Annotated in this window: 20 protein-coding genes and 2 pseudogenes; 13 read left to right on the forward strand and 9 right to left on the reverse strand. The window is 68.2% G+C overall.

Going from position 1 to position 23,645, the window contains the following annotated elements; translation table 11 throughout:
- A partial coding sequence (locus A7G45_RS29370; protein ID WP_260942147.1) for a DUF222 domain-containing protein occupies window positions 1–888 on the reverse strand: 888 nt, incomplete at its 3' end.
- A gap of 92 nt (window positions 889–980) precedes the next feature.
- On the opposite strand from A7G45_RS29370, the gene A7G45_RS29375 reads away from it, so the two are divergent.
- The 3 genes from A7G45_RS29375 to A7G45_RS29385 all read left to right on the forward strand — a co-directional run bounded on the left by A7G45_RS29375 (window position 981) and on the right by A7G45_RS29385 (window position 3,389).
- The gene (locus A7G45_RS29375) at window positions 981–1,841 is read left to right on the forward strand and encodes an acyl-CoA thioesterase (RefSeq protein ID WP_260942245.1); all 861 of its coding nucleotides are present in this window, start codon (window positions 981–983) and stop codon (window positions 1,839–1,841) included.
- Window positions 1,842–2,081: 240 nt separating this feature from the next.
- Window positions 2,082–2,525, forward strand: a complete 444-nt coding sequence (locus A7G45_RS29380) for a universal stress protein (protein ID WP_043399432.1) — start codon at window positions 2,082–2,084, stop codon at window positions 2,523–2,525.
- Window positions 2,526–2,600: 75 nt separating this feature from the next.
- The gene (locus A7G45_RS29385; RefSeq protein ID WP_276555777.1) at window positions 2,601–3,389 is read left to right on the forward strand and encodes a MarP family serine protease; all 789 of its coding nucleotides are present in this window, start codon (window positions 2,601–2,603) and stop codon (window positions 3,387–3,389) included.
- A gap of 8 nt (window positions 3,390–3,397) precedes the next feature.
- On the opposite strand, the gene A7G45_RS29390 is transcribed toward A7G45_RS29385, so the two are convergent.
- A complete protein-coding gene (locus A7G45_RS29390) occupies window positions 3,398–4,072 on the reverse strand; it encodes an MBL fold metallo-hydrolase (protein ID WP_260942149.1) in 675 nt (224 codons plus the stop codon).
- A gap of 89 nt (window positions 4,073–4,161) precedes the next feature.
- Here A7G45_RS29390 and uvrA point away from each other — a divergent pair, with 89 nt between their 5' ends.
- Window positions 4,162–7,062 (forward strand): excinuclease ABC subunit UvrA, encoded by a 2,901-nt coding sequence (gene uvrA, locus A7G45_RS29395; protein WP_260942151.1) that lies wholly within the window; start codon window positions 4,162–4,164, stop codon window positions 7,060–7,062.
- Window positions 7,063–7,064: 2 nt separating this feature from the next.
- Here uvrA and A7G45_RS29400 read toward each other — a convergent pair whose 3' ends face one another.
- Window positions 7,065–8,240, reverse strand: a complete 1,176-nt coding sequence (locus tag A7G45_RS29400) for a winged helix DNA-binding domain-containing protein (protein ID WP_260942247.1) — start codon at window positions 8,238–8,240, stop codon at window positions 7,065–7,067.
- Window position 8,241: 1 nt separating this feature from the next.
- Entirely contained in the window at window positions 8,242–8,556 is a 315-nt protein-coding gene (locus tag A7G45_RS29405) for a hypothetical protein (RefSeq protein ID WP_260942153.1), read from the reverse strand.
- 117 nt (window positions 8,557–8,673) lie between these two features.
- Between A7G45_RS29405 and A7G45_RS29410 the strand changes: the two are divergent.
- Window positions 8,674–9,150, forward strand: a pseudogene (locus A7G45_RS29410) (lipoprotein LpqH); the annotation flags it as partial.
- Window positions 9,151–9,173: 23 nt separating this feature from the next.
- Here the strand turns inward: A7G45_RS29410 and A7G45_RS29415 are convergent.
- Window positions 9,174–9,581 (reverse strand): annotated as a pseudogene (locus tag A7G45_RS29415) (lipoprotein LpqH); the annotation flags it as partial.
- Between the two features lie 105 nt (window positions 9,582–9,686).
- Between A7G45_RS29415 and A7G45_RS29420 the strand changes: the two are divergent.
- The 4 genes from A7G45_RS29420 to A7G45_RS29435 are packed head-to-tail and all read left to right on the forward strand — an operon-like array spanning window position 9,687 to window position 14,867.
- Window positions 9,687–11,300, forward strand: a complete 1,614-nt coding sequence (locus A7G45_RS29420; protein ID WP_260942155.1) for a hypothetical protein — start codon at window positions 9,687–9,689, stop codon at window positions 11,298–11,300.
- Window positions 11,291–12,484 (forward strand): CHAT domain-containing protein, encoded by a 1,194-nt coding sequence (locus A7G45_RS29425; protein WP_260942158.1) that lies wholly within the window; start codon window positions 11,291–11,293, stop codon window positions 12,482–12,484. The genes A7G45_RS29420 and A7G45_RS29425 overlap by 10 nt, the downstream gene beginning before the upstream one ends.
- Before the next feature lie 29 nt (window positions 12,485–12,513).
- Window positions 12,514–13,806: a hypothetical protein gene (locus A7G45_RS29430; protein ID WP_260942160.1), complete on the forward strand. Its 1,293-nt coding sequence runs from the start codon at window positions 12,514–12,516 to the stop codon at window positions 13,804–13,806.
- Window positions 13,803–14,867 carry a hypothetical protein gene (locus A7G45_RS29435; protein ID WP_260942163.1) on the forward strand — a complete coding sequence of 355 codons (1,065 nt, stop codon included), beginning with the start codon at window positions 13,803–13,805 and terminating at the stop codon, window positions 14,865–14,867. The genes A7G45_RS29430 and A7G45_RS29435 overlap by 4 nt, the downstream gene beginning before the upstream one ends.
- A 4-nt stretch (window positions 14,868–14,871) precedes the next feature.
- On the opposite strand, the gene A7G45_RS29440 is transcribed toward A7G45_RS29435, so the two are convergent.
- From A7G45_RS29440 to A7G45_RS29450, 3 genes are read right to left on the reverse strand one after another with little or no spacing between them, the layout of a single operon-like run.
- The gene (locus A7G45_RS29440; RefSeq protein ID WP_260942165.1) at window positions 14,872–16,248 is read right to left on the reverse strand and encodes an alpha/beta hydrolase; all 1,377 of its coding nucleotides are present in this window, start codon (window positions 16,246–16,248) and stop codon (window positions 14,872–14,874) included.
- Window positions 16,249–16,288: 40 nt separating this feature from the next.
- Window positions 16,289–19,621 (reverse strand): bifunctional lysylphosphatidylglycerol synthetase/lysine--tRNA ligase LysX, encoded by a 3,333-nt coding sequence (gene lysX, locus A7G45_RS29445; RefSeq protein ID WP_260942167.1) that lies wholly within the window; start codon window positions 19,619–19,621, stop codon window positions 16,289–16,291.
- A 55-nt stretch (window positions 19,622–19,676) separates the two neighbouring features.
- Entirely contained in the window at window positions 19,677–20,060 is a 384-nt protein-coding gene (locus A7G45_RS29450) for a DUF1844 domain-containing protein (RefSeq protein WP_260942169.1), read from the reverse strand.
- Window positions 20,061–20,286: 226 nt separating this feature from the next.
- On the opposite strand from A7G45_RS29450, the gene infC reads away from it, so the two are divergent.
- The 4 genes from infC to A7G45_RS29470 all read left to right on the forward strand — a co-directional run bounded on the left by infC (window position 20,287) and on the right by A7G45_RS29470 (window position 22,394).
- Entirely contained in the window at window positions 20,287–20,919 is a 633-nt protein-coding gene (gene infC, locus A7G45_RS29455) for a translation initiation factor IF-3 (RefSeq protein ID WP_081936794.1), read from the forward strand.
- A 69-nt stretch (window positions 20,920–20,988) separates the two neighbouring features.
- Entirely contained in the window at window positions 20,989–21,183 is a 195-nt protein-coding gene (rpmI, locus tag A7G45_RS29460) for a 50S ribosomal protein L35 (RefSeq protein WP_020103309.1), read from the forward strand.
- Between the two features lie 39 nt (window positions 21,184–21,222).
- Window positions 21,223–21,612, forward strand: coding sequence for a 50S ribosomal protein L20 (gene rplT / locus A7G45_RS29465; protein ID WP_029121325.1), 390 nt, complete (start codon window positions 21,223–21,225; stop codon window positions 21,610–21,612).
- A 41-nt stretch (window positions 21,613–21,653) separates the two neighbouring features.
- A complete protein-coding gene (locus A7G45_RS29470; RefSeq protein WP_260942175.1) occupies window positions 21,654–22,394 on the forward strand; it encodes a TrmH family RNA methyltransferase in 741 nt (246 codons plus the stop codon).
- Window positions 22,395–22,401: 7 nt separating this feature from the next.
- On the opposite strand, the gene A7G45_RS29475 is transcribed toward A7G45_RS29470, so the two are convergent.
- Window positions 22,402–23,643 (reverse strand): acyl-CoA dehydrogenase family protein, encoded by a 1,242-nt coding sequence (locus A7G45_RS29475; protein WP_260942177.1) that lies wholly within the window; start codon window positions 23,641–23,643, stop codon window positions 22,402–22,404.
- Window positions 23,644–23,645: the final 2 nt, after the last annotated feature.

The following is a 23,645-nucleotide window of genomic DNA, read 5'->3' on the forward strand; positions in this document are numbered from 1 at the left end:
CTGGGGTGCAGGAGGCATGGGAGCCAGGGGCGCGGCCGGGTCGCCGCTGAGCAGCGGATCGGCCACCGGCGCGGGGAGCGCATCGGTGAGTACGTGGATCACCACTGCCGTGGCGCGGGCATCGGGCCCGGCGGCTGGGCACTCGGGGTTGCCGCATTGGCACGCCAACCGATCCCCACGCGCGGCCAGCACACCCAGAGCGTCGGCACGGCGCTGCCCGAACGTGCGGGGATCGTTGTCGCATACTTGCCGGGCGAGTTCGGTCAGTACTCGATCCAGTAGTTCGGCGTCGGTGGCCAGCAGGGCACCCCAGATGGAGGCCACCCCGGTGTCGTCGTCGGGTTTGCCGACCCCGACCCCACGGCGCCGGGCCGCGGATCGCACTTTGAGGACCGCGGCCGGATCGAATTTCTGCACCCAGCCGTCGATCTTCTTCTCGATCTTCTTGCGGGACAGGCCCGCCCACTCTGACAGTGCCCCGGCCAGCGCGGCATCGATCACCGCCATCAGGTTCGGGTCCTCGACCAAGCGGGTACGCCAACAGATCAGGCCCACCGTCCGCGCGGATACCCCGCCGTCGGCGAATACCGCCGCTACCCGCGGTAGCCGGTACCGCAACGCGATCGCCACCGACAACTGCCCTGAGGCTTCCTTCGGACCAATCCCCAGCGCGGCACCGACCTCCGCGCAGGCAGCGTCCCAGCCATCGCAGGCCCACCACTGCCGGTCACCCTGATTGTCGACCCGCAGCTCCACCAGATCCGCGATCGCCACGAACCGGCCGGACGCGGCCACCGCTTCCACCCGCGCATAATGCGCCATCGCATCGACCGTCGAGGCATCGCGCACGAGGACTCCCGTGCCACCGATACCACAATGATCGAACATATGTTCGAGTCTACCTGTCGATCGAGCGTGCCGCAATGGAATTCACCGATCAGTGCTACCGCTCAATTGGGCGCGTGAACATGTCAGGCAAGATGCCTCAGGTGACGTACCGTTCGCCGACCTTGTCCGATCTCGTCAGCACGCTGCTGGTGGATCAGACCGATGACCACCACTTCGTGGCCACCCAACTCGACAACCCCGGCCACCACATCGCCGGCGGTCATCTCGCCGGTCAGGTGCTGGTGGCGGCGAGCCGGACCGCACCGGGACGCAGCGCGCACAGCCTGCACGTCTACTACCTGCGTGCCGGTGACGCCCGGTATCCGGTCGAGGTCCAGGTCGACGCCGCGCGCGACGGCGGCACGCTCGCGACGCGCCGCATCACCGCCCGTCAGGATGGGGAGATCCTGCTGGAGGCGTTGGCGTCGTTCAGCGCCCCGGTTGACGCGCTCGACTATCAGGCGACCATTCCTGATGTGCCGGAACCGCTTTCGGTACCGACCATGGCCGAACAGCTCGCCGACTACGCCGACGAATCAGGTGGCTTCTGGGTCCGCGACCAACCGTTCGAGCTGCGGTACATCGATCCGCACCCGCGGTTGGCGAAGGACTCGTCGGACCCGGCGCCGCATCTGCGGATGTGGTGGCGCCCGACGGACACCATCCCCGACGACCCAGCGTTGCACGCCGGGCTGCTCGCGTACCTGACCGGTACCACCATGCTGGAGGCGGCGATGATCCCGCGTGGTGCGCTGCCGGCTCACACCTTCTCCGCGCTGATCGACCACGCGTTGTGGTTCCACCGGCCAGTGGATCTGGGCGACTGGGTGCTGTCCGACCAGACCTCGCCGAGTGGCATTGGCGGCCGCGGCCTGGCCAGCGGGACGATGTACAACCGTGCCGGGCAGTTGGTGTGCGTGGCCACGCAGGAGCTGTATTTCGGTCGTGGCTAACAATCTTGGGTCTGAAGCGGTCCCGCTCACCGGGCGAAACACGCGGTTGTTTCATCACCATTAGCAAGCCCGTTGCGGTGGCTGCCGCTAACATCGGTGCCGGTAAAGCACATTTTTCACGGTATCCCCGGCGAACTTGTGTGGTGAAACCGCACCATCGGCCGCGCTTCAGCGGCTACTGTCTGCGGTGACGCCGGACAGTACGCCGGATACTCAAACCTGCATAACGGGAGGCCATTGATGAGCGGCTACCAGACCGTGGTCGTCGGTACGGACGGATCGGATTCGTCATTGCGTGCTGTGGAGCGCGCCGCCCAGATCGCCGCGGGGGCCAATGCGAAGTTGGTCGTGGCAACCGCCTACTTCCCGCACGCCGATGATCAGCGTGCGGCCGACGTCCTGAAGGACGAGGGCTACAAGGTGCACGGCGACGCGCCGATCTACGCGATCCTGCGTGAGGCTCGTGACCGCGCCGAGGCAGCCGGTGCCACTCAGGTGGAGGAGAAGGCCATCGTCGGCGCTCCCGTCGACGCACTGGTCGAGCTGGCTGAGGGTTCCAACGCCGACCTGCTGGTCGTCGGCAACGTCGGCCTGAGCACCATTGCCGGCCGTCTGCTGGGCTCGGTGCCGGCGAACGTCGCTCGTCGCGCCAAGGTCGACGTGCTGATCGTCCACACCTCGTAAGGTTCGGATTTCCCTGAGGCCCTCGGCGTACTGCCGGGGGCCTCAGGATTTTTCGTGCCCGTAAAGTTTCGAGCCATGGCCCGAAGAAGTCTCGTCCTGGCGTCGTGGGTGACGCTGTCACTGGCCGCGTCACTGGTCGCCGGCTGCGGTGCGAACGATCGGACCGCCGCGCCCGCGACGACCTCCGGGCTGGCGTCCGAGACCGCATCGACGATCCCGTCCGTCGGCCCGCCGGACCCCAACGTGGCGCGCAATCCCGCCGTGGCTGCGGCGCAGGGGAGTGTGGTGCGGGTGCACGGTATCGCCCACAGTTGCCGAAAGCGGTTGGAGGGCACCGGGTTTGTCGTGGCGCCCAAGCGGGTCATGTCCACAGCCCATGGTGTTGCCGGGACCGACGAGATCTCGGTCGAGGTCGGCGGCGCCAAGTACGACGGTCACGTGGTTTCGTTCGACCCCAACATGGACATCTCGATCCTCGCCGTCCCGGACCTGCCGACGGCCCCGCTGATGTTCTCCGAGGCGCCTGCCGTCAGCGGTGCCGACGCGGCGGCGCTCGGGTTTCCGCACGGGGGTGCGTACGAGGCCAAACCGGTCCGGGTCCGTGAGGTCATCAAGCTGCAGGGGCCTGACATCTTTCGCACCGGCACGGTGACGCGCGAGGTGTATGCCATCAGAGGTGGTGTGCAGCAAGGAAATTCAGGCGGCCCGCTGGTCGACCTGGACGGTCGCGTGCGCGGCGTGGTCTTCGGTGCAGCACAGGACGACCCCGACACGAGTTTCGCGTTGACCGCGAAGGAAGTTGCCCCCCAGCTGGCGTTGGTGGGTAACACCGAACCCGTCCCGACGGGCCAGTGCGTGGGCTGACGTAGCCCTTACCAGCCGCGCGTCCGCCACTCCTCGAGGTGCGGCCGCTCGGTGCCGAGCGTGGTGTCGTCGCCGTGCCCGGGGTAGATGACCGTCGAGTCGGGGTAGACGTCGAAGACCTTGCGGGTGACGTCGCCGAGCAGCCGCTCGAAGTCGCCTTCCTGCCAGGTCTTGCCGACGCCGCCCGGAAACAGGCAGTCGCCGGTGAAGAGGTGTGTGACGTCACCGTCGGCCCCGCGGAGTGCCAGCGCGACCGAACCTTCGGTGTGACCCTGCAGGTGGATGACGTCGAGGGTCAGGTCGCCGATCGTGATGGTGTCGCCGTCGGCCAGAATCCGGTCGGGCTTGACGGGCAGTGGCTCGGCGTCCAGTGCGTGCGCCGCGGTGGGTGCGCCTGTGGCTTCCGCCACTTCGGCCAGCGCCTGCCAGTGGTCGAAGTGCTGGTGGCTGGTGACGATGAGCTCGACGTTCGGCGTTTGCGACCTGATCAGCTCGACGAGCGCCGCGCCGTCGTTCGCGGCGTCGATGAGCAGCGTCTTTCCGGTCGCGGAACAAGTGATGAGGTACGCGTTGTTGTCCATCGGTCCGACCGATGCCTTGACGATCGCCGCGGCGGGCAGCGTGCGACGTGCCGCGGTGCCCGCATCGACGTGGCCGGTGTAGGTGTCGTTGACGACTGTCATGACGCCACCGTATCGGGCTTGTCGGTGGGGGCACATAGCATGGCGCTGTGGTGTCTGGACTGCCCAGACATTCAGGTGAAGGGATACGTGTGTCGGACCGTCTGATCGTCAAAGGTGCGCGCGAGCACAACCTGCGGGGAATCGACCTTGACCTGCCAAGAGACTCGCTGATCGTGTTCACGGGCCTGTCCGGATCGGGCAAGAGCTCGCTGGCGTTCGACACCATCTTCGCCGAGGGGCAGCGCCGCTACGTCGAGTCGCTGTCGGCCTACGCCCGCCAGTTCCTGGGCCAGATGGACAAGCCCGACGTGGACTTCATCGAAGGCCTCTCGCCCGCGGTGTCCATCGACCAGAAGTCGACCAACCGCAACCCGCGCTCGACCGTCGGCACCATCACCGAGGTCTACGACTACCTGCGGCTGCTCTACGCGCGCGCGGGCACTCCGCACTGCCCGGTGTGTGGTGAGCGCATCGCTCGGCAGACGCCGCAGCAGATCGTCGACCAGGTGCTCGCCATGGACGAGGGCATCCGGTTCCAGGTGCTCGCGCCCGTGGTCCGGACCCGCAAGGGTGAGTTCGTCGACCTCTTCGACAAGCTCAACGGCCAGGGTTACAGCCGCGTGCGGGTCGACGGCGTCGTGCACTCGCTGACCGATCCGCCGAAGCTCAAGAAGCAGGAGAAGCACGACATCGAGGTGGTCGTCGACCGCCTCACGGTCAAGGCCAGCTCCAAGCAGCGGCTCACCGATTCGGTGGAAACCGCGCTGGGCCTCGCCGACGGCATCGTCGTGCTGGAGTTCGTCGACCGCGACGACAATCATCCGCAGCGCGAGCAGCGTTTCTCGGAGAAGCTGGCCTGCCCCAATGCGCACCCGTTGGCCGTCGATGACCTTGAGCCGCGGTCGTTCTCGTTCAACTCCCCGTACGGCGCCTGCCCGGAGTGCACCGGCCTGGGCATCAAGAAGGAAGTCGACCCCGAGCTCGTCGTGCCGGACCCGGAGCTGACGCTCGCCGAGGGCGCGGTGGCGCCGTGGTCCATGGGGCACAACGCCGATTACTTCACCCGCATGATGGCGGGGCTCGGCGAAGAGCTGGGCTTCGACATCGACACCCCGTGGAAGAAGCTTCCGGCCAAGGCGCGCAAGGCGATTCTGGAAGGGTCCGACCACCAGGTGCACGTCCGGTACAAGAACCGGTACGGCCGCACCCGCTCCTACTACGCCGATTTCGAGGGCGTGTTGGCGTTCCTGCAGCGCCGGATGGAGCAGACCGAATCCGAGCAGATGAAGGAACGCTACGAGGGCTTCATGCGGGACATCCCGTGCCCCGAGTGCGCCGGCACCCGCCTCAAGCCGGAGATCCTGGCCGTTACCCTGTCCGCGGATGACGACGCGAAATCCATTGCGCAGGTGTGTGATCTGTCCATCTCGGACTGCTCGACGTTCCTCAACGCGCTGACTCTCGGCTCGCGCGAGCAGGCCATCGCCGGCCAGGTACTCAAAGAGGTGCAGTCGCGGCTCGGGTTCCTGCTCGACGTCGGCCTCGACTACCTGACCCTGTCGCGGGCCGCGGGCACGTTGTCCGGCGGTGAGGCACAACGTATTCGGCTGGCCACCCAGATCGGTTCGGGTCTGGTCGGCGTGCTCTACGTACTCGATGAACCCTCCATCGGGTTGCACCAGCGGGACAACCGCAGGCTCATCGACACCCTGGTCCGGCTGCGCGACCTCGGTAACACGCTGATCGTCGTCGAGCATGACCTCGACACCATCGCGCACGCCGACTGGGTCGTCGACATCGGTCCCGCTGCCGGTGAGCACGGCGGCCAGATCGTGCACAGCGGCACCTACAAGGAACTGCTGAAGAACACCAATTCGATTACCGGTGCCTATCTTTCGGGCCGGGAGCAGATCGAGGTTCCGGCCATCCGGCGGCCCGTCGACCGCAAGCGGCAGGTCACCGTGGTCGGCGCCCGGGAACACAACCTCAAAGAGGTTGATGTCGCGTTCCCGCTGGGGGTGCTGACGTCGGTCACCGGGGTCTCCGGCTCGGGTAAGTCGACGTTGGTCAACGACATCCTGGCGACCGTCATGGCCAACAAGCTCAACGGCGCCCGGCAGGTGCCTGGCCGGCACACCCGGATCAACGGGCTCGACCAGCTGGACAAGCTGGTGCGGGTCGACCAGTCACCGATCGGCCGCACCCCGCGGTCCAACCCGGCGACCTACACCGGCGTGTTCGACAAGATCCGCACGCTGTTCGCGGCGACGACCGAGGCCAAGGTCCGCGGCTACCAGCCCGGCCGCTTCTCGTTCAACGTGAAAGGTGGCCGCTGCGAAGCCTGTTCGGGTGACGGCACCATCAAGATCGAGATGAACTTCCTGCCGGACGTGTACGTGCCGTGCGAGGTGTGCCAGGGCGCCCGGTACAACCGGGAAACCCTCGAGGTGCACTACAAGGGCAAGACCATCTCCGAGGTCCTCGACATGCCGATCGAGGAGGCCACCGAGTTCTTCGAGCCCATCAGCTCGATCCACCGGTACCTCAAGACGCTCGTCGACGTCGGTCTCGGCTACGTGCGGCTGGGCCAGCCCGCCCCGACGCTGTCCGGTGGTGAGGCCCAGCGCGTGAAGCTGGCCGCCGAACTGCAGAAGCGGTCCACCGGCCGCACCGTCTACATCCTCGACGAGCCGACCACCGGCCTGCACTTCGAGGACATCCGCAAGCTGCTCAAGGTGATCAACGGTCTGGTCGACAAGGGCAACACCGTCATCGTCATCGAGCACAACCTCGACGTCATCAAGACCTCGGACTGGATCGTCGACATGGGTCCCAACGGCGGCGCGGGCGGCGGCACGGTGGTGGTGTCCGGCACACCGGAGGACGTCGCGGCGAGCCCCGACAGCTACACCGGTCAGTTCCTCGCCGAGCTGCTACCGGCCGTCGTGCCCGATCCGCCGAAGACCAGGCGGCGCAAGGTGAGCGCCTAGCGTCAGCGAGACAGGGCCTGGCTCAAGGGTGACGGGAACCGCGGCTTGACCCGCACCCCGTCGAGCCAGTCCGTCAGCTCGGAAGCCTTGCGTTGCAGCACCTTCCGAGCTGACGCTCCGACGTCTTCGACGTACTCCAGCTGTACCCGGCCGTCCGCGTCCTGACCCCAGGCGCCGACGACGCGGCCGTCCCACCACACCGTGGGCCCGGCATTGCCGGAGCGGTCGAACAGCTGCCCGGCGTGCGGACCCAGGTACCACGACCGGGCCTGCCAGCCCATGACGGTCGGGTCCAACCCGGGCAGCAGTGCGCCCCAATGCGGGACCGGGGGAGCGGCGTCGAGATCGTCGGGCAGGACGAAGCCAATGTCATCGCAGTCTTCCAACCCGACTTCGACGGCCTCGATCGACCGCAGCCCCTCGCGCGCCCAGGTCAGGGTCTGCCCGAACCACCACTTCACATCGGCGGCGGTGGCCGGGCCGAAGGTCCGCAGCCACGCGCGCAGCAGCGCCGCCCGGGCGTCGTCGGCGGGCAAGGCGGCGGCAGGTTCAGGCAGCCAGTGTGCCGCCGCTGCCCACCGTGGCCGCGACGTCGTCCAGGTGCCGTCGTTGGGCCCGCGCAGCAGATGTCCCTGCGCGGACAACACGGTCAGTACCCGCGGGGCGACGGGAGTGCTTCCGCCCCAGGTCTTTCCGGGCGCGGGGTCCCAGTCGCCGGCCAACTCCGGCAGCGTGGTCCGGAGCGTGGCGGTGTTGGCGAAATCGCCCGAGGACAGGTGGCCGCGGACGGCGGCCGACGCGAGCTCCAGCCAGGTCTCGCCGTCGGCCGCGATGCCGGATTTCTCGACGTCGCCGATCAGCCGTTTGCGTTCGGTCGCAGCCACGCGATCGCTGGCCGCGGCCTGGACAGCGGGCAGGTCGTCGGTGTGCACCACCCACAGCGTCCGGCGCATGGCCATGTGCTTGACCAGCTGCCGGTCCCGATACAGCGCACCGTCGAGATCAGTGACGGTGAAACCGGGCAGCCGCGCCCACAGCGACAGGTACGGCGTGGCGGGGTCAGTGCCGTGCAGGCCTACCAGCGACCGGGTCACCTCGTGGTGACTCGATGCCGCACCACTCAGGAAATGACGTTGCGCCAAGCGATTGCGGCGCTCGGCGACGGTGTAGGTACGCAAGTCAGCTGTCGTGCATCGAGCGACGGATCTGCTCGACCCGTTCCGCGGCGGCCTTCTGCCGGGCTTCGTACTGTTCCTCGACCGACCGGCCTTCCGGGGTGTCCGCAGCCAGCTCGGCCGAGCCGATCGCGGTGCCGTACCGGGTCTCGATCTTCTCGCGCACCGACTCGAAGGTCGGGACACCACCGGGGGTGTAGCCGGTATCGGGCGCTGGCGCGGGTGCCGGCGAGGGTTCCGGTTCCAGTGGCACGACCTCGGCGTCGATCGGCTCATTCGGATCCGTCGATGGCTGCTCGGCGGCGGTTTCGTCGGCCATGACTTCACCGTACCGCGCGGGAAAGTTGGGATCGGTAGCCGCGACGTCCGCGTGTACTTACGGCACGACGACGCCACTGGGGCGGCGTACAAGGAAGGGAAACCCTCTGCCATGAACATCAATCGCACTCTGGCCGCTGGTATCGGCATGCTGGCCGTGGGCGCCACCCTGATCGGCTGCTCCACTGACAAGTCGGACGGCCCGAAGGCGTCCGGCCCGGGTTCGGTGACGGGCGGCGGCAACACCGTCGTCAAGGTCGAGGGCCAGGACCTGGCCGGACTGGACCTGAAGTCGGTGACCTGCGTGAAGCAGGGCGGCACCATCAACATCGCCAGCGCACCCATCGGCGGTGGCGCGCAGGGCCTCGGTGTCGTGCTGACCGACGCGGCACCGCCGAAGGTGCAGTCCCTGGGCATGGTGGTCGACGGCAACGCGCTCGCGGTGTCGGAGATGGGCGGCATGAAGACCGGCTCGGCTGACGTCAAGGTCGACGGCAGCACGTACACCATCACCGGGCAGGCGGCGGGCGCTGACCTGAAGAACCCGATGGCCGGAATGATCTCGAAGAACTTCGAGATCATTCCGGCCATCGGGTTCTTCAGGTCAGCGCCCGCCGCCTGCCCGGTGATGGTGTACGTGCTGCCGTCGACCTTGACGTCAGCCGAGCCGGTCTTCATGCCGCCCATCTCCGACACCGCGAGCGCGTTGCCGTCGACCACCATGCCCAGGGACTGCACCTTCGGCGGTGCCGCGTCGGTCAGCACGACACCGAGGCCCTGCGCGCCACCGCCGATGGGTGCGCTGGCGATGTTGATGGTGCCGCCCTGCTTCACGCAGGTCACCGACTTCAGGTCCAGTCCGGCCAGGTCCTGGCCCTCGACCTTGACGACGGTGTTGCCGCCGCCCGTCACCGAACCCGGGCCGGACGCCTTCGGGCCGTCCGACTTGTCAGTGGAGCAGCCGATCAGGGTGGCGCCCACGGCCAGCATGCCGATACCAGCGGCCAGAGTGCGATTGATGTTCATGGCAGAGGGTTTCCCTTCCTTGTACGCCGCCCCAGTGGCGTCGTCGTGCCGTAAGTACACGCGGACGTCGCGGCTACCGGTGAACTCGCCCGCGCCCGCGCGCTGATGTTCGCCGCCGACGAGGCGACAGCCAAGGAACTGCTGCTGTCGCTGATGCCCGCCATCGAAGCGGCCGACCGGGACGACCAGATGCTCGAGGTCTTCGCCCAGCTCGGCGAGATCTATCTGATCCGCAGCGCCCTGGACGGGGTGCGCGAATGTATCCGGCGGATCGACGACTGCCTCGACATCTACGCAGCGATCCTGGCCGGCACCGCGCCGGCCGCGATCGCCGCGCAGATGACCATGACCCCGGAGGACGCTGACCACATGCTCAGCCGCTACCGCCGCCGGGCCACATTTCTGCGGACCGGCCTGTCCGCCGCCATCGGTGACCACGAGGGCGCGGCGCAGTCCTTGGCTGCGCTGGATGACGAAGACGTCTATCTGATGACCCACGCCCGCATCCTCTGCGCGCTCGCGCTGTGCGACGACGATCTGCACGTCCGTTCGGTGCCGTTGTGGGACCAGGTGCTGGCCGCGATCGCTTCGCCGGCCGACGACCCCGAGCGCGAATATCTTTGGCTCACCGGCGCGCTCGGCTATGCGCGGTTCTGCATCGAAACCGGCAAGATGGACGAGGCGTTGCCGTGGCTGCGCCGGGCCGAGGCCCGCGCCCAGGCCCGCGGCTGGGAATTGGCCACCGCGAGAGCGCAATTGGAACGGGCGGCGGTGCGTTGGTCGACGGGCGACCTGGAGGGCACCGAAGCGCTGGTCACCGCCGCGTATCCGGAGATCGCCCGGCAGGCGCGAGCTCACGAGGTATCGCGCTGCTGGCTGTACTTCGGGCTGACCCGGCTGGCCGCCGGCGCGTTGCAGGCCGCCGACGAATGCTGGGGGCACGCCGAACGGCACTGGCGTGAACTGGGCAAGCCGCTGCATGTGCACCGCATCCTGTTGCAGCGCAGCTGGATCGCCATCTTCCGGGGCGGCTACGACGAAGCCCGTGAGCTGATCGGTCAAGCCCGGGCGTGCCTGGATTCGTCGCCGCGCAGCAGTTGGTTGCAGTACGCGCGACTCGACGACCAACTCGGCTCCGTGTGGCGCGCTGAGGGACTGGCGGACCTCGGCTTCGATGCCGCGGGAAATCTGGGGACGTGGTCCGCCGAACCCGGCACCGATCAATACCGTTCCGGCATGGACAAATTGGCCACCGCCGCGGACTTGAAGTTGCCTGCGGCCCTGGCCGTCGACTCGGTGCGATACTCGATCACCGACGCCGACGCGCGAGCCCGCTGGGCCACCGGGGTGTCGGCGCCCCTGCTGGCCGGGGCGTTCGCCGTGGCGTGGGAATCGCAGGATCCTGCCCTGGTCGGCGAACTGATCGAATATCACAGCGCCCGAGGTGCATTCAGTGTCGACGCCGCGAACGACCGGACGATGGAATGGGCCCGGGCCGCCACGACGGCAGCACCGGTCCTCGATGTCGAGCAACTCGCCTCGGTGGCATCCGGGCCGGTCGCTGTCGGCGCCGCCGGCCTCATCCGGCTCGGGCCGTTGCCGCCGCTGCAGATGGAGCCGGGCGGTGAGCCGGTGCTGGCACGCTACCGCGAGCTGGCTCAGGCCCGCTACGGCCGCGCCGTCACCGCAGATCAGGACGCGTGGTCGACATGCCCGTAACTGATGTCACCACAACCACATTGGTGCTGCGCTTCGCCGACATTGGGATCGCGACCTACGTCAGCCTACGGGTGGTCGGCAAACCGGACCGGCTGGTCACCTGGATGGTGGCCGAGGACGTCCTACTCGCGGTGACCTCCGCGCTGGCCGATGTGCTGCCGGATCCGCTTGACGGTGAACACATTTCCGATGCCTTGACCCGGTCATTGGCCACCGGTCCCTTCGCCGCCGTGGAGCGGGAGCGGGAACTCGCCCGGCTCCTGGGGGCGCTGCTGCCCGATGAGGCCTGGGACCTGGTGCGACAGTGCGCGGGCGGGCCGGAACTGCCGGTGATCTTCGTGTCTCCGGGTGCCCGGTTGAGTCGGGTGCCGTGGGGCCTGCTCGCGCAGCCCACCGGCACCGACGACCAGCGCCTGATCGAGCTGGCCGACCTCATCCTGGCCGTGCCGCCGAACATTGCGAATGCGCCGCGCCGGCAAACGAATCCGGTCGACGGGCCGCCGCTTCTGCTGCTGGACCCGAAAGTGCCGGGCCAACGGCCGGATTCAGCGCTGGGCTCGGTGCTCGGGCGACCCTCGCCGGATACCGTGCTGACCCGGCACTTCGCCGCGCGTCCCGCACTGCCGACGGTCACCGCGCCGGTGGAGCTCTTCCGCCGCGCCGACGCCGACCGGCACTGGTTGGCGGATCAGTTGGCGCAGCAGCCCTCGCGGCTCGTGTACGTCGGGCATGCCAGCGCGGCCCCCGACCGTGACGGATCCGCTGAGCAGGCCGCCCTGCATCTGGCCGAGTCCGAGCCGCTGACCGCCGCCGGCATCATGGTGATGGAGCTGCCGATCCCGCCCCGAGTCGCACTGTTGGCCTGCGCATCCGGCGCCGACTACCGGTTCGACGAGGCCACCGGCCTGGTTGCGGCGATGATTCTCGGTGGCGCACAGGTGGTTACCGCGACCCTCTGGTCGCTGCCGACGACGGCCGGCTACCGGACGGCCACAGCCGGCGACGCCGATCCGATGTCGGAGGTGATCATTGCCGTCGACACCGCACACGAGGCGACGACGCCGGCCCGTGCCGTGAACCAATGGCAGCGACACTGCCTGCGTCGCTGGCGAACCGGAGGCGCGGCGCTGAGTCCGGTGTACTGGGCGGCCCTGATGACGTTCACCGTGGACGGCGCGCGGTGATGACGACGTCGCACGCCTATCCTGGGCCGATGACCATCGGGCCGCAGCCGCGTCGCGCCGTCATCGACGCCGCGTGGCGCGAGATCGGGCCCGGTCTCGAACTTCTGAGCAGCCCCGACGGCGGCCCGCTGAGCCGCGCGGTGAAGCGCATCGTCGATCCGCTGGTACTCCGGCTGCGGGCGCACCCCGAGTACTCGGCACCCGTGGTCGCCGCGGATATCGCGGACGAGATGCGCCAGATCATCTTCGACCACGCAGTTCAGTTGCGCGCTGCGGCACAGTGGTTCGCGCTGCTGAAGGCGCAGCGCCGGCGCGACCGCATCACCACCGGGAACGCGCAAGAGCTCTACTTCCCGGTGTGCTTCGAGCTGGCCGCCACCAGAGGCGAACCAGGACAAGATGATTCACCCGTCGTGGTGGAGGCGCTGCGTGACGTGCACGGCGACCGGGACCGCACCGCCGTGGAGCGGCTGCACGAGTACCTCGCCGATCCCGCAGTGCTGGAGACGTTGTCGCGTCAACTCGACGCCGGCTGGGACGACGTACGGGCCGGAAGCGAGCCGTCCGCGCCATTTCTCGCCGGGCTGACGACGGTGCTCGGCCCGTCCGGCGGCCACAACGCCGATGCCGCCCGGCAGCGGGTCTGGACCGCACTGATCGGTGACACCACCCCGTACAACTTCGGCGCCCGGATGCGAGATGCCTCGGCCGCCGCGCCCTGGTCGGTCGACGAGATCGGATTGTGCGCTGCCGCACCACAATCGAAGCCGACGGTCGCGGGTTCCCGCGTGGCAGAACGTCCGCTGGACCGCAGCATCGTCGACCGCGTCCGGGCGACGCTGCGCCGTGCCCTCGACCGCGACGAGCTGCCCGACCTGTCGACCTTGTGTGCCGAAGAAGCGGACCGCGCGGCCTCGCCATGGGGGCTACTGGCAGAGGACAACCAGGCCACCATGGTCGCCGGCATCGAGATCGGGGTGGACCTGGCACCGCTCGAGGTGAACCACCCGACCCGCTACCACCTGTCGGGCCAGATTCAGGCCCGGCTCCGCAAGGAGGCGTACGTGCTGCACGCCCGCAGGTACCTGACCGATGGCGGTCCCGTCCATCCACGGCAGCAGCAGGTGGTGGACGACCTCGCGGCGTTCGTCCGCCCCTATGTCTCGCGGCTGTGGGCACGACTGCACGGGCGTGACGTCTGGCAGGAATCCTGCGGCGATGCCGGCGAGGTGCGCGGCCTGTTGGACGGGGTCGCCCGATCGGTGAGCCTCGATCACCGCCAGCGCATCAAGGCGATGCTGGAATTGGAGGCGACAGGGTGAAACTCACTGTCGATTCAGGATTGTGGGCGTTGGGGTCCGAGGTCGACGCACCGCCTGAGGTGGCGGTGCTCGAGGTCAGCGGCGCCGTCCTGGCGTGGACGATCCACGAACCCGCACAGGCGCTGCGGATCACATTCACGGACCTGCCGGCCGCGGACTGGTTGTGGCGGCTGGTCGGGGAGGCCGGCCACGTGGCAGTGGTCGCTGCAGCCGCTACCGAAGCCGGCAACGACGTCGACCTTGCCGATGTGCTGCCGCTGCCCGAACCCCTTGCTGCCCTTCGCCGTCTGGCCGTCGGGCACTGGCTGCGGCGGTGGTGGCCGGCCAGCGCCCGCGACGGCATCACCCCGCTCGACCCCGCGGTGCTCGATACCGAGGTGGCGCTGTCGACGGCGGCGCTGGAGGACTACTTCACCCAGGACACCTTGGACTCGGACATCGCCGGACTGCTGGAGCCGCACCGTCGGACGCTGTCGGGTCTGGCCGCCGCGGGTGATCCGCGGGTGCTCGACCTGGTCCGCGGCTGCGTCAGCCTCGCCGACGAATCCGGGCTGGGCGACTGGTCGGAAGTCCTTGCGGCACAGGCGCTGCCGCGGCAGGACGACTACGCGCTCGCCGCCGGGCAACCCGGTGCCGGCGACGACGGCGCCATCGCGAGCGGCGTCGCATCGGTCTCGTGGACCGCGGTGCCACCGCGGATATTTGACGCTGCCGAACGCACCATCGACTGGTCCGTGCAGGCGCGTGACGGTGCGGTCGTCGCCGATATCCGCGTCGCCACGATCGGTCCTGCGGACGGGATAGCGGTGCGTCTGGACTCGGGTTCGATCACCGGCGACGGCACGCTCGACACCGACGGAAATGCCACCCTGCCCTTGCCGGCCACCGAAACCCAAGCCTGGGGCCATGATTGGACCGGGACCACGGTCACCCTCGGCGCCGAGAGCGGCGAGACGGAAGCGGTTCGCGACCGGGTCCGGCGTTACGTGCGCGCCCGGCTCGCGGCGCCCGGCCCCGATGCCTACCTGGCCGAGATCCTGGCTGCCGAAGCCGACTACTAAACCGTCACCGGCGAGCGGCCTCGACCGTCACCGCCGGCGCCGTCGCGCCGGGCAACGGCAACCACGGAACCCCGGGTGTGCCGACCTGTCCGGCCAGCCATGGCAGCGCGGCGGTGAACGCTTGCGCGGCGTACGGCCAGTCGTGCTTGCCCGGTCGTTCCACCACCGCGCACCGGATGCCACGTGCGCTGCCCAGCCCGCACAACGAATGTGCCGCAACGGTTTGTGCGGGCAGCGGCCCCCGGGAGAGCTCAGGTCCGTTGATGTCGTACCAGGCGGCGATGTCGTTGTACGACGTTCGGGACATCACCGTCATCGGGTCCCAGTCGGCGTATTTGGCAGTGCTGCCACCGAACAGGCGCGCAATGGTCTGAGGCCGGTCGCCTGCGTTGGGGGCGATGTCCCCGGCGATGTCCTGGAATGCGCTGAACAGGTCGGGATGCATGACGGTCAGGTCCACCGCGCAGGTGCCGCCCATCGACCAGCCGACGATGCCGCGGTTGCGCCGGTCGCTGCTGACGCCGTACGTGGCGGTCATGAACGGCAACACGTCTTTGATGAGGTGGTCGGCGGAGTTGCCGCGCGGTCCGTTGACGCATTCGGTGTCGTTGTTGAACGCGCCACCGGGATCGACGAAAACCAGGACCGGGGCATTGCCCTGGTGAGCGGCGGCGAAGTCATCGACGGTCTTGATCGCATTGCCGGCCCGCAGCCAGTCGGCCGGCGTGTTGAATTCGCCGCCGATCATCATCAGCAACGGCAGCCGCGGCGCCGGGTTGCTGGCGAACCACGCCGGCGGCAGGTAGACGTACTCGTCGCGATGTTTGAATCCCGATGCCGCCGAGCCTGTCTCGACTTGGACGACGGACCCCTTGCGGGGTATCTGCCGCGCCTTCTGCATCGCCACCACGGTCTCGGGCCGTGTCTGGTTGGGCACCGGCGCCGAGTTCACCTGTTCCCATGCGGTGTCGAGGTTGGGGAAGTACCCGACCCAGGCGTTCAGCGCCAGCCCCGTGGACAGCACGCACAGTGGTACCGAGACGACGGCCAGCCCGCGGCGCCACCAGCGGGTGGCCCGCCAGCCGACGATCAGCAGCACCGCCGCGGCGCTCGTGACCGCAGTCCACACCAACAGCTGGGTCGGCGCGGGCTCGTCAGACCAGCCCTGCGATGCGACGAACCAGCGCGCGGCGGCGGTCAGTGCCACCCCGGACGCGACAGCCACAGGTAGCCAAACGGTGCGCCACCGGCGGTTGCGCCAGCCGACCGCGACTATCAGCACCGCCACCGCGAGGGCCTGGACGGTGTACGGCAGCCAGCCGTGCGTCAACGAAATATGTTGCTCGGCATAGAGGCTGGCAGTCGTTGCCCCGATCGTCACCACGCCAGGGTGACTCGCAAAGCTGGGAGCCTCCTGTGTGCTACCTGGGCTTCGCGAGGGGGAACGGCAGGGTCTCGCGGATGCTGCGACCGGTGATCAGCATGACCACGCGGTCGACGCCCATACCCAGACCACCCGTCGGCGGCATCGCGTATTCCATGGCCTGGAGGAAGTCCTCATCCAGTTCCATGGCCTCGGGATCGCCGCCGGAGGCCAGCAGCGACTGTTCCTCGAGTCGCCGGCGCTGTTCCACGGGATCGGTCAGCTCGCTGTATGCGGTGCCGAGCTCGACACCCCAGGCCACCAGGTCCCAACGTTCGGCGACGCCCGGGATGCTGCGGTGCGGCCGGGTCAGTGGCGAGACCGAGGTGGGGAAGTCCTTGTAGAACGTCGGTGCCTCGGTGCGGTCTTCGACGAGGTGCTCGTACAGCTCCAGCACGATCGCGCCGGCATCCCAGTGGGTGCGGTACGGGATCGTGGCGGCGTCGCACAGCTTGCGCAGGGTCGCCACGTCGGTTTCCGGGGTGACGCGCTCGCCCAGTGCCTCGGACACCGCGTCGTGCACGGTCTTGACGGGCCACACTCCCGAAATGTCAACGGGCGTAAGGCTGCCGTCCGGACCCGGCCGCATGACCACCTGGGCGCCATTGGCCGCCGCCGCGGCGTTCTGGATGATCTCCCGGCAGCCGTCGATCCAGACGTTGTAGTCGGCGTGTGCCTGATACGCCTCCAGCAGGGTGAACTCGGGGTTGTGGCTGAAGTCCACCCCCTCGTTGCGGAAGGCGCGGCCAAGCTCGAAGACGCGCTCGACACCGCCCACGCACAGCCGCTTCAGGTACAGCTCGGGCGCGATGCGCAGGTACAGATCCAGGTCGTAGGCGTTGATGTGGGTCTCGAACGGGCGGGCGTTCGCGCCGCCGTGGATCTGCTGCAGGATCGGGGTCTCGACCTCCAGGAATCCCTTGCCCACCAACGTTTCCCGGATGGCGTGCAGCACGCGGCTGCGGGCGGTGATCAACTCTCGCGACTCGGTGTTGATCGCCAGGTCCAGATATCGGGTGCGGACGCGGGCCTCGGGGTCGGTCAGGCCCTTCCACTTGTCGGGCAGCGGACGCAGGCACTTGCCGATCAAGCGCCAGTTGTGCGCCAGCACCGATACCGTGCCGTTGCGGCTGGCGCCCATGACGCCGGTGACCTCGATCAGGTCGCCGAGGTCGATCGCCCCGGTGAACTCCGCCACGGTGCCGTCCGTCAGGAGTGAATTGTCCAGCAGCAGTTGGACTTCGCCGGACCAGTCGCGCAGTTGGGCGAACAGCACACCGCCGTAGTCACGCAGCCGCAGCACGCGACCGGCGACGCAGACCGTGGTGTCCACGGCGGACTCGACTGCTTCGGCGACCGTGTGGCTCGGTGCCTGCCCCACGGGGTAGGCGTCAATACCGCCCGCCTGCAACGCCTGTAGCTTGGCCATCCGGACCCGTACCTGGTCGGGCAGGCGGCGCGCGTCGGTGGCGTCGGACGCCCCTGCTGCCAGGTCGGCCACATCGGGAGCGCTGCCGTCGGCATGCAGCCGGCCCGACTCGACCAGATTCTTGGGAGCCGCGGTGTGGTGGCCGGTGTGGGGTTGTTCGTCGCGCCGGGAGAAGGGCAACACCAGGAAGCCCTCGGCGATCACCGACGCGACCCCGACGCGCGGGATCAGCCGCGCGTCCTCGTAGCAGGCGTAGCGGGGAACCCATTCGGGCAGGTACTTCATGTTGGAGCGGTACAGCGTCTCCAGCTGCCACCACCGGGAGAAGAAGATCAGCAGCGCGCGCCACAGCCGCAGGATCGGGCCGGCACCGAGCTGCGACCCCTGCTCGAATGCCGACCGGAACATCGCGAAGTTCAGCGAAATCCGGGTGACGCCAATCTCTTCCGAACGCTGGCACAGCTCGCTGACCATCAGCTCGATGGTGCCGTTCGGGGATGCGGGGGAGCGGCGCATCAGGTCCAGCGACACCCCGTTGTTGCCCCACGGCACCAGGGACAGCATGGCGACGACCTGGCCGTCACCTTGCACGGCTTCCACCAGCAGGCAGTCCCCGTCGGCGGGGTCCCCGAGTCGTCCCAGCGCCATCGAGAAGCCGCGTTCGGTCTCGGTATCGCGCCACGCGTCGGTGTGCGTGATCACCTGGGCCATCTCGTCGGCGCTGATGTCGCGGTGCCGGCGCATCCGCACCGTCAATCCGGCCCGGCGGGCGCGGGTGACGGCCTGCCGGACTGCACGCATGTCGGGCCCGGACAGCTTGAACTGGTCGGGATACAGGATCGCCTCGTCGCCCAGTTGCAGGGCGTTGAGCCCGCCCTGGCGATAGGCCTCGGCGCCGGTCGAGCTGGCGCCCATCACGCCCGGTGCCCAGCCGTAGGTCTGGCACAGGGCCAGCCAGGCGTCGATGGCGGCCGGCCAGGCCCGCGGGTCGCCGACGGGATCGCCACTGGCCAGGCAGACGCCTACCTCGACCCGGTAGGTGATGGCCGCGCGGCCGTTGGGCGCGAACACGACCGCCTTGTCGCGGCGGGTGGCGAAGTAGCCCAGTGAGTCGTTCTTGCCCCATAGCTCGAGCAGCCCGCGGATGGCGGACTCGTCCTCGCCGGTGAGGGCGTTCTCCGCGCGCTGGGACTGGAACAGCACGATCGCCGCGACCATCAGCGCCACTGCGCCGAACAGGCCGAACAGCGCATTGAGCAACGCGTGCGGATGGCCACCCTCGAACGCTTCTTTGCCGACCGCGGCGAAACCGCTGACCCGGTTCACTGCGTAGGCCAGGCGGTAGTCAGGGTCCAGCGGGGGCCGGCCGGGGAACATCTCCAGCAGGCCCCAGGCCAGCAGGATGCCGACGGCCATGCCGGCGACGAGGGTCAGGGCCGCCTTGAGCAGCGCCCCGCGACGGACCTTGGCCCAGAACTGATTCCGCGACAGCAGCAGGACGACGATGACGCCGATGTGGAACACCAGGCCGATCGCCTCGCCCAGGTCCCGCATGACGGTCAGGTCGACCACCGAGAGGTTGCCGGACAGCAGGCCGTAGATGTTCCAGCCAATGTGGCCGACCATGTAGATCAACAGGATCCACCAGGCGATCCGCTTGCGTGCCGCGAGCGCGGCGGCCAGCAGAACCAGCACGAACGACCAGGCGAAGCTGGTGTCCGGGAAGTTGAACAGGTAGTCGTTGACGAACTCTCGGGGGATGTGGATCATCCACCGGATCAGCGGCGACAGGCTGGCGAACAACGACAGCGTCGCGACGACACCGACGGTCCAGCCGGCGGCGGCCGGAACCCACCCCAATGTCGTCGGGCGCTGCTGTGGTCTGCTCGACGTCAACGTCATAAGTTCGGACAATATGCGGTGAAACCTGGGAGTGTCTGCAGAGCCCTGGTCACGGCTACCAGACGGGGCCCGTGTACTTCTCGCCCGGACCCTGGCCGGGCTCGTCGGGCGCGACGCTCGCCTCGCGGAAGGCCAGCTGCAGACTCTTGAGGCCGTCGCGGACCGGGCCGGCGTGCATTCCCAGATACTCGGCGGAGGCCTGAACCAGACCGGCCAGCGCGGTGATGAGGCGACGGGCCTCGTCGAGGTCGCGGTGCGGGCTCTCGTCGGGATCCGCGTCGGCCAGCCCGAGCTTCTCGGCGGCGGCGCTCATCAGCATGACGGCGGCGCGGGTGATCACCTCGACGGCGGGGATCGCGGCCAGCTCCCGTACCTGGGCTTCCTCAGCTTCGGTCACTGAGTTTGTGGTGGGGTCACTGGTTAGGTTCGGGTCGGTCATGACTGCTAGAGTGTCATGCGCGACCGTCCTGGCTTACGTCAGGACAGCAAGTGGAGTCCCACTCCCACCGTCGGCCTCGCGGCTTGACGGTCCGGTCACAGGCACATTGTGCCTGTTCTGCGTTGTGCGCAGACGGCGTGAGCCGTGATCGGTCGGCATTGGGCCCTGCTATATGCAGGGCTTTTCTGTTCATGCGAACAGATGGCCGGGCCGGGTGTGACCTCTACTGAACAAGTACTGGAACAACCCGGGAGGCCCCATCAGCACTGAGACACGCGTCAACGAGCGCATTCGAGTACCTGAAGTTCGGTTGATCGGACCGAACGGCGAACAGGTAGGCATCGTGCGCATCGAAGATGCCCTCCGCGTCGCCGCAGACGCCGATCTCGACCTTGTCGAAGTTGCGCCAGGCGCCAAGCCGCCGGTCTGCAAGATCATGGACTACGGCAAGTTCAAGTACGAGACGGCTCTGAAGGAGCGCGAGTCTCGCAAGAACCAGCAGCAGACCGTCGTCAAGGAACAGAAGCTGCGACCCAAGATCGACGATCACGACTACCAGACCAAGAAGGGCCACGTGGTCCGCTTCCTGGAGGCCGGGTCGAAGGTCAAGGTGACCATCATGTTCCGCGGACGTGAGCAGTCGCGGCCCGAACTGGGCTACCGACTCCTGCAGCGGCTGGGCGCCGACGTCGCCGAATTCGGCTTCATCGAGACGTCCGCCAAGCAGGACGGACGCAACATGACGATGGTGCTGGCACCGCACCGCGGCGCGAAGACTCGCGCAAAGGCGGCGCACGATGCCGACGCACCGGCCGGCCGGCCGGCGCCTGAGGCACCTGAATCTGACGCAACCGCGTAACAGCAGTCGCGATTGCCCGCAGCGGTTCCCGCCGCCGCGGGCGACCGCTTGGAAAGAAACTGAGGACACATGCCCAAGGCCAAGACCCACAGTGGCGCATCGAAGCGGTTCCGCAAGACCGGAACCGGCAAGATCGTGCGCCAGAAGGCCAACCGTCGCCACTTGATGGAGCACAAGGCCACCAAGCGCACCCGTCGTCTCGACGGTCGCGCCGTGGTCGCTGCCAACGACACCGCGCGTGTCGCCAAGATGCTGGCCGGCTAGTACAGCCCCGCTACCCGAACGAACGATAGGAACACTCTCATGGCACGCGTGAAGCGCGCACTGAACGCTCAGAAGAAGCGGCGCACAGTACTGAAGGCCTCGAAGGGCTACCGTGGGCAGCGCTCGCGGCTCTACCGCAAGGCCAAGGAGCAGCAGCTCCATTCGTTGACCTACGCCTACCGCGACCGTCGCGCCCGCAAGGGTGACTTCCGGAAGCTGTGGATCACGCGTATCAACGCGGCGGCCCGCGAGAACGGCGTCACCTACAACCGCCTGATCCAGGGTCTGAAGCTGGCCGGCGTCGAGGTTGACCGCAAGAACCTGTCGGAGATCGCGATCAGCGATCCCGCCGCGTTCACCGCGCTGGTTGAGGTGGCCAAGGCCGCTCTGCCCGCCGACGTCAACGCTCCGTCCGGAGAGGCTGCCTGAGTCTGACTACAGACTCAGCGCTCACCGAGCGATCTGCCCGGGTGGTCGCTGCAGCCAAGCTGCAGCGCCACGTCGGGCGCAAACGCGCCGGGCGCTTCCTTGCCGAGGGACCCAACCTCGTCGAGGCAGCGCTGCGGCGCGGTCTTGTTTCTGAGGTCTTTGCGACCGAAGCCGCGCTGGACCGGTTCGGCGCGCTGCTCGACGGTGCCCCGGTTTCGGTGGTCACCGAGAAGGCCGCAAAGGCGTTGTCGGAGACCGTCACTCCCGTCGGGCTCGTTGCGGTCTGCGCGCTGCCCGAGTCGTCCCTGGAGTCCGTGCTGGCCGCGGAGCCGCGGCTGTTGGCGGTCGCCGTGGGCATGTCGGAGCCGGGCAACGCCGGCACCCTGATCCGCATCGCAGACGCCATGGGCGCCGATGCGGTGGTGTTCGCCGGGCACAGTGTGGATCCCTACAACGGCAAGTGCCTGCGTTCCTCGGCGGGCAGCATCTTCTCGCTGCCGGTGGTGGTGGATCCCGATGCGGCCGCAGTGGTTTCGGCGATCCGGGACAGTGGCATCGAGGTGTTCGCGACGGCGCTGGATGCTTCTGTCGACATCCGCGCCGCCGATCTGTCGGCGCGCACCGCGTGGCTGTTCGGGCCCGAGGCGCACGGCCTGCCCGCTGACCTGGTGGCCCTGGCGTCGCAGCGGGTGCACATTCCGATGCGGGGGAGCGCCGAGAGCCTCAATGTGGCAGCCGCGGCGTCGATCTGCCTGTACGAGAGCTCCCGCGCCCACTCCTGATTCGGCCCTAGGCCAACAGCCCCTTGGCGACGTGGGTGATCTGCACTTCGTTGCTGCCGGCGTAGATCATCAGCGACTTGGCGTCGCGCGCCAGCTGCTCGACGCGGTACTCGGTCATGTAGCCGTTGCCGCCGAACAACTGGATGGCGTCCATCGCCACGTCGGTGGCGGCCTGCGAGCAGTACCACTTCATCGCCGACGCCTCCGCAAGCGGAATCTGGCGACCGGCCTGACCGGACTCGATCACGCGGAACAGCATGTTGCGCACATTCATCCGGGCCACCTCCATGCTGGCCAGCTTGAGCTGGATCAGCTGGAACTGCCCGATCTCCTTGCCCCACAGCGTGCGGGTCTTGGCGTAGTCGATGCACAGCCGCAGACATTCCTCGATGATGCCCAGTGACATGGACACCACGCCGACGCGTTCGGCCGAGAAGCTCGACCGGGCGCTGTCGCGGCCGTCGCCTGCCTTGTTCTCCTCGGTCTCGCCGAGCAGCCGGTCGCGGCCGAGCCGGACGTTGTTGAAGAACAGCTCACCGGTGCGCGACGAGTGAATGCCCATCTTGCGGAACGGCTTTGACTGGACGAAGCCCTCCATGCCGCGATCGAGCACGAAGGTCAGCACCTTGCGGTCACGCTTGTCGGCGCCGTCGCCCTCATCCAGCTTGGCGTACACGACGACGACGTCGGCGTCAGGGCCGTTGGTGATGAACGTCTTCTGGCCGTTGAGGATGTAGTCGTCGCCGTCGCGTACGACGTAGGACTTCATGCCGCCGAATGCGTCTGAGCCCGAGTCTGGTTCGGTGATGGCCCAGGCGCCGACCTTCTCGTAGGTCACCAGGCCGGGCAGCCAGCGCTCCTGCTGGGCCAGGGTGCCGCGGCTCTGGATGGTGGGCACCGTCAGGCCCAGGCTGACGCCCACGCCGGTGACCAGACCCGAACTGACGCGGCACAATTCACTGATCAGCACCATGCCCATGCCGGCTTGATCGGGTCCGCCGCCGAACATCCCGCCCGACGCCCGCTGCTTGCCGTCCGACGCCTCGCCCGAACGCAGACGGGACAGCCGCCGCTCCAGCGACTCTCGCGCCATCACGTCGATTCCGAAGGTGGCGAACAGCTTTCGGATGATCGGGTACGGCTCCATGTCGCCGCCCTCGAGGTCGTCGAGGTGCGGGCGGATTTCTTTGTCCACGAACTCGCGAACGGCGTCGCGCACGGCAATATCGACGTCGGACCAATCAAGCATGT

It is taken from the genome of Mycolicibacterium llatzerense, from assembly GCF_025331195.1.
GTDB classification, from domain to species: Bacteria; Actinomycetota; Actinomycetes; order Mycobacteriales; family Mycobacteriaceae; genus Mycobacterium; species Mycobacterium llatzerense.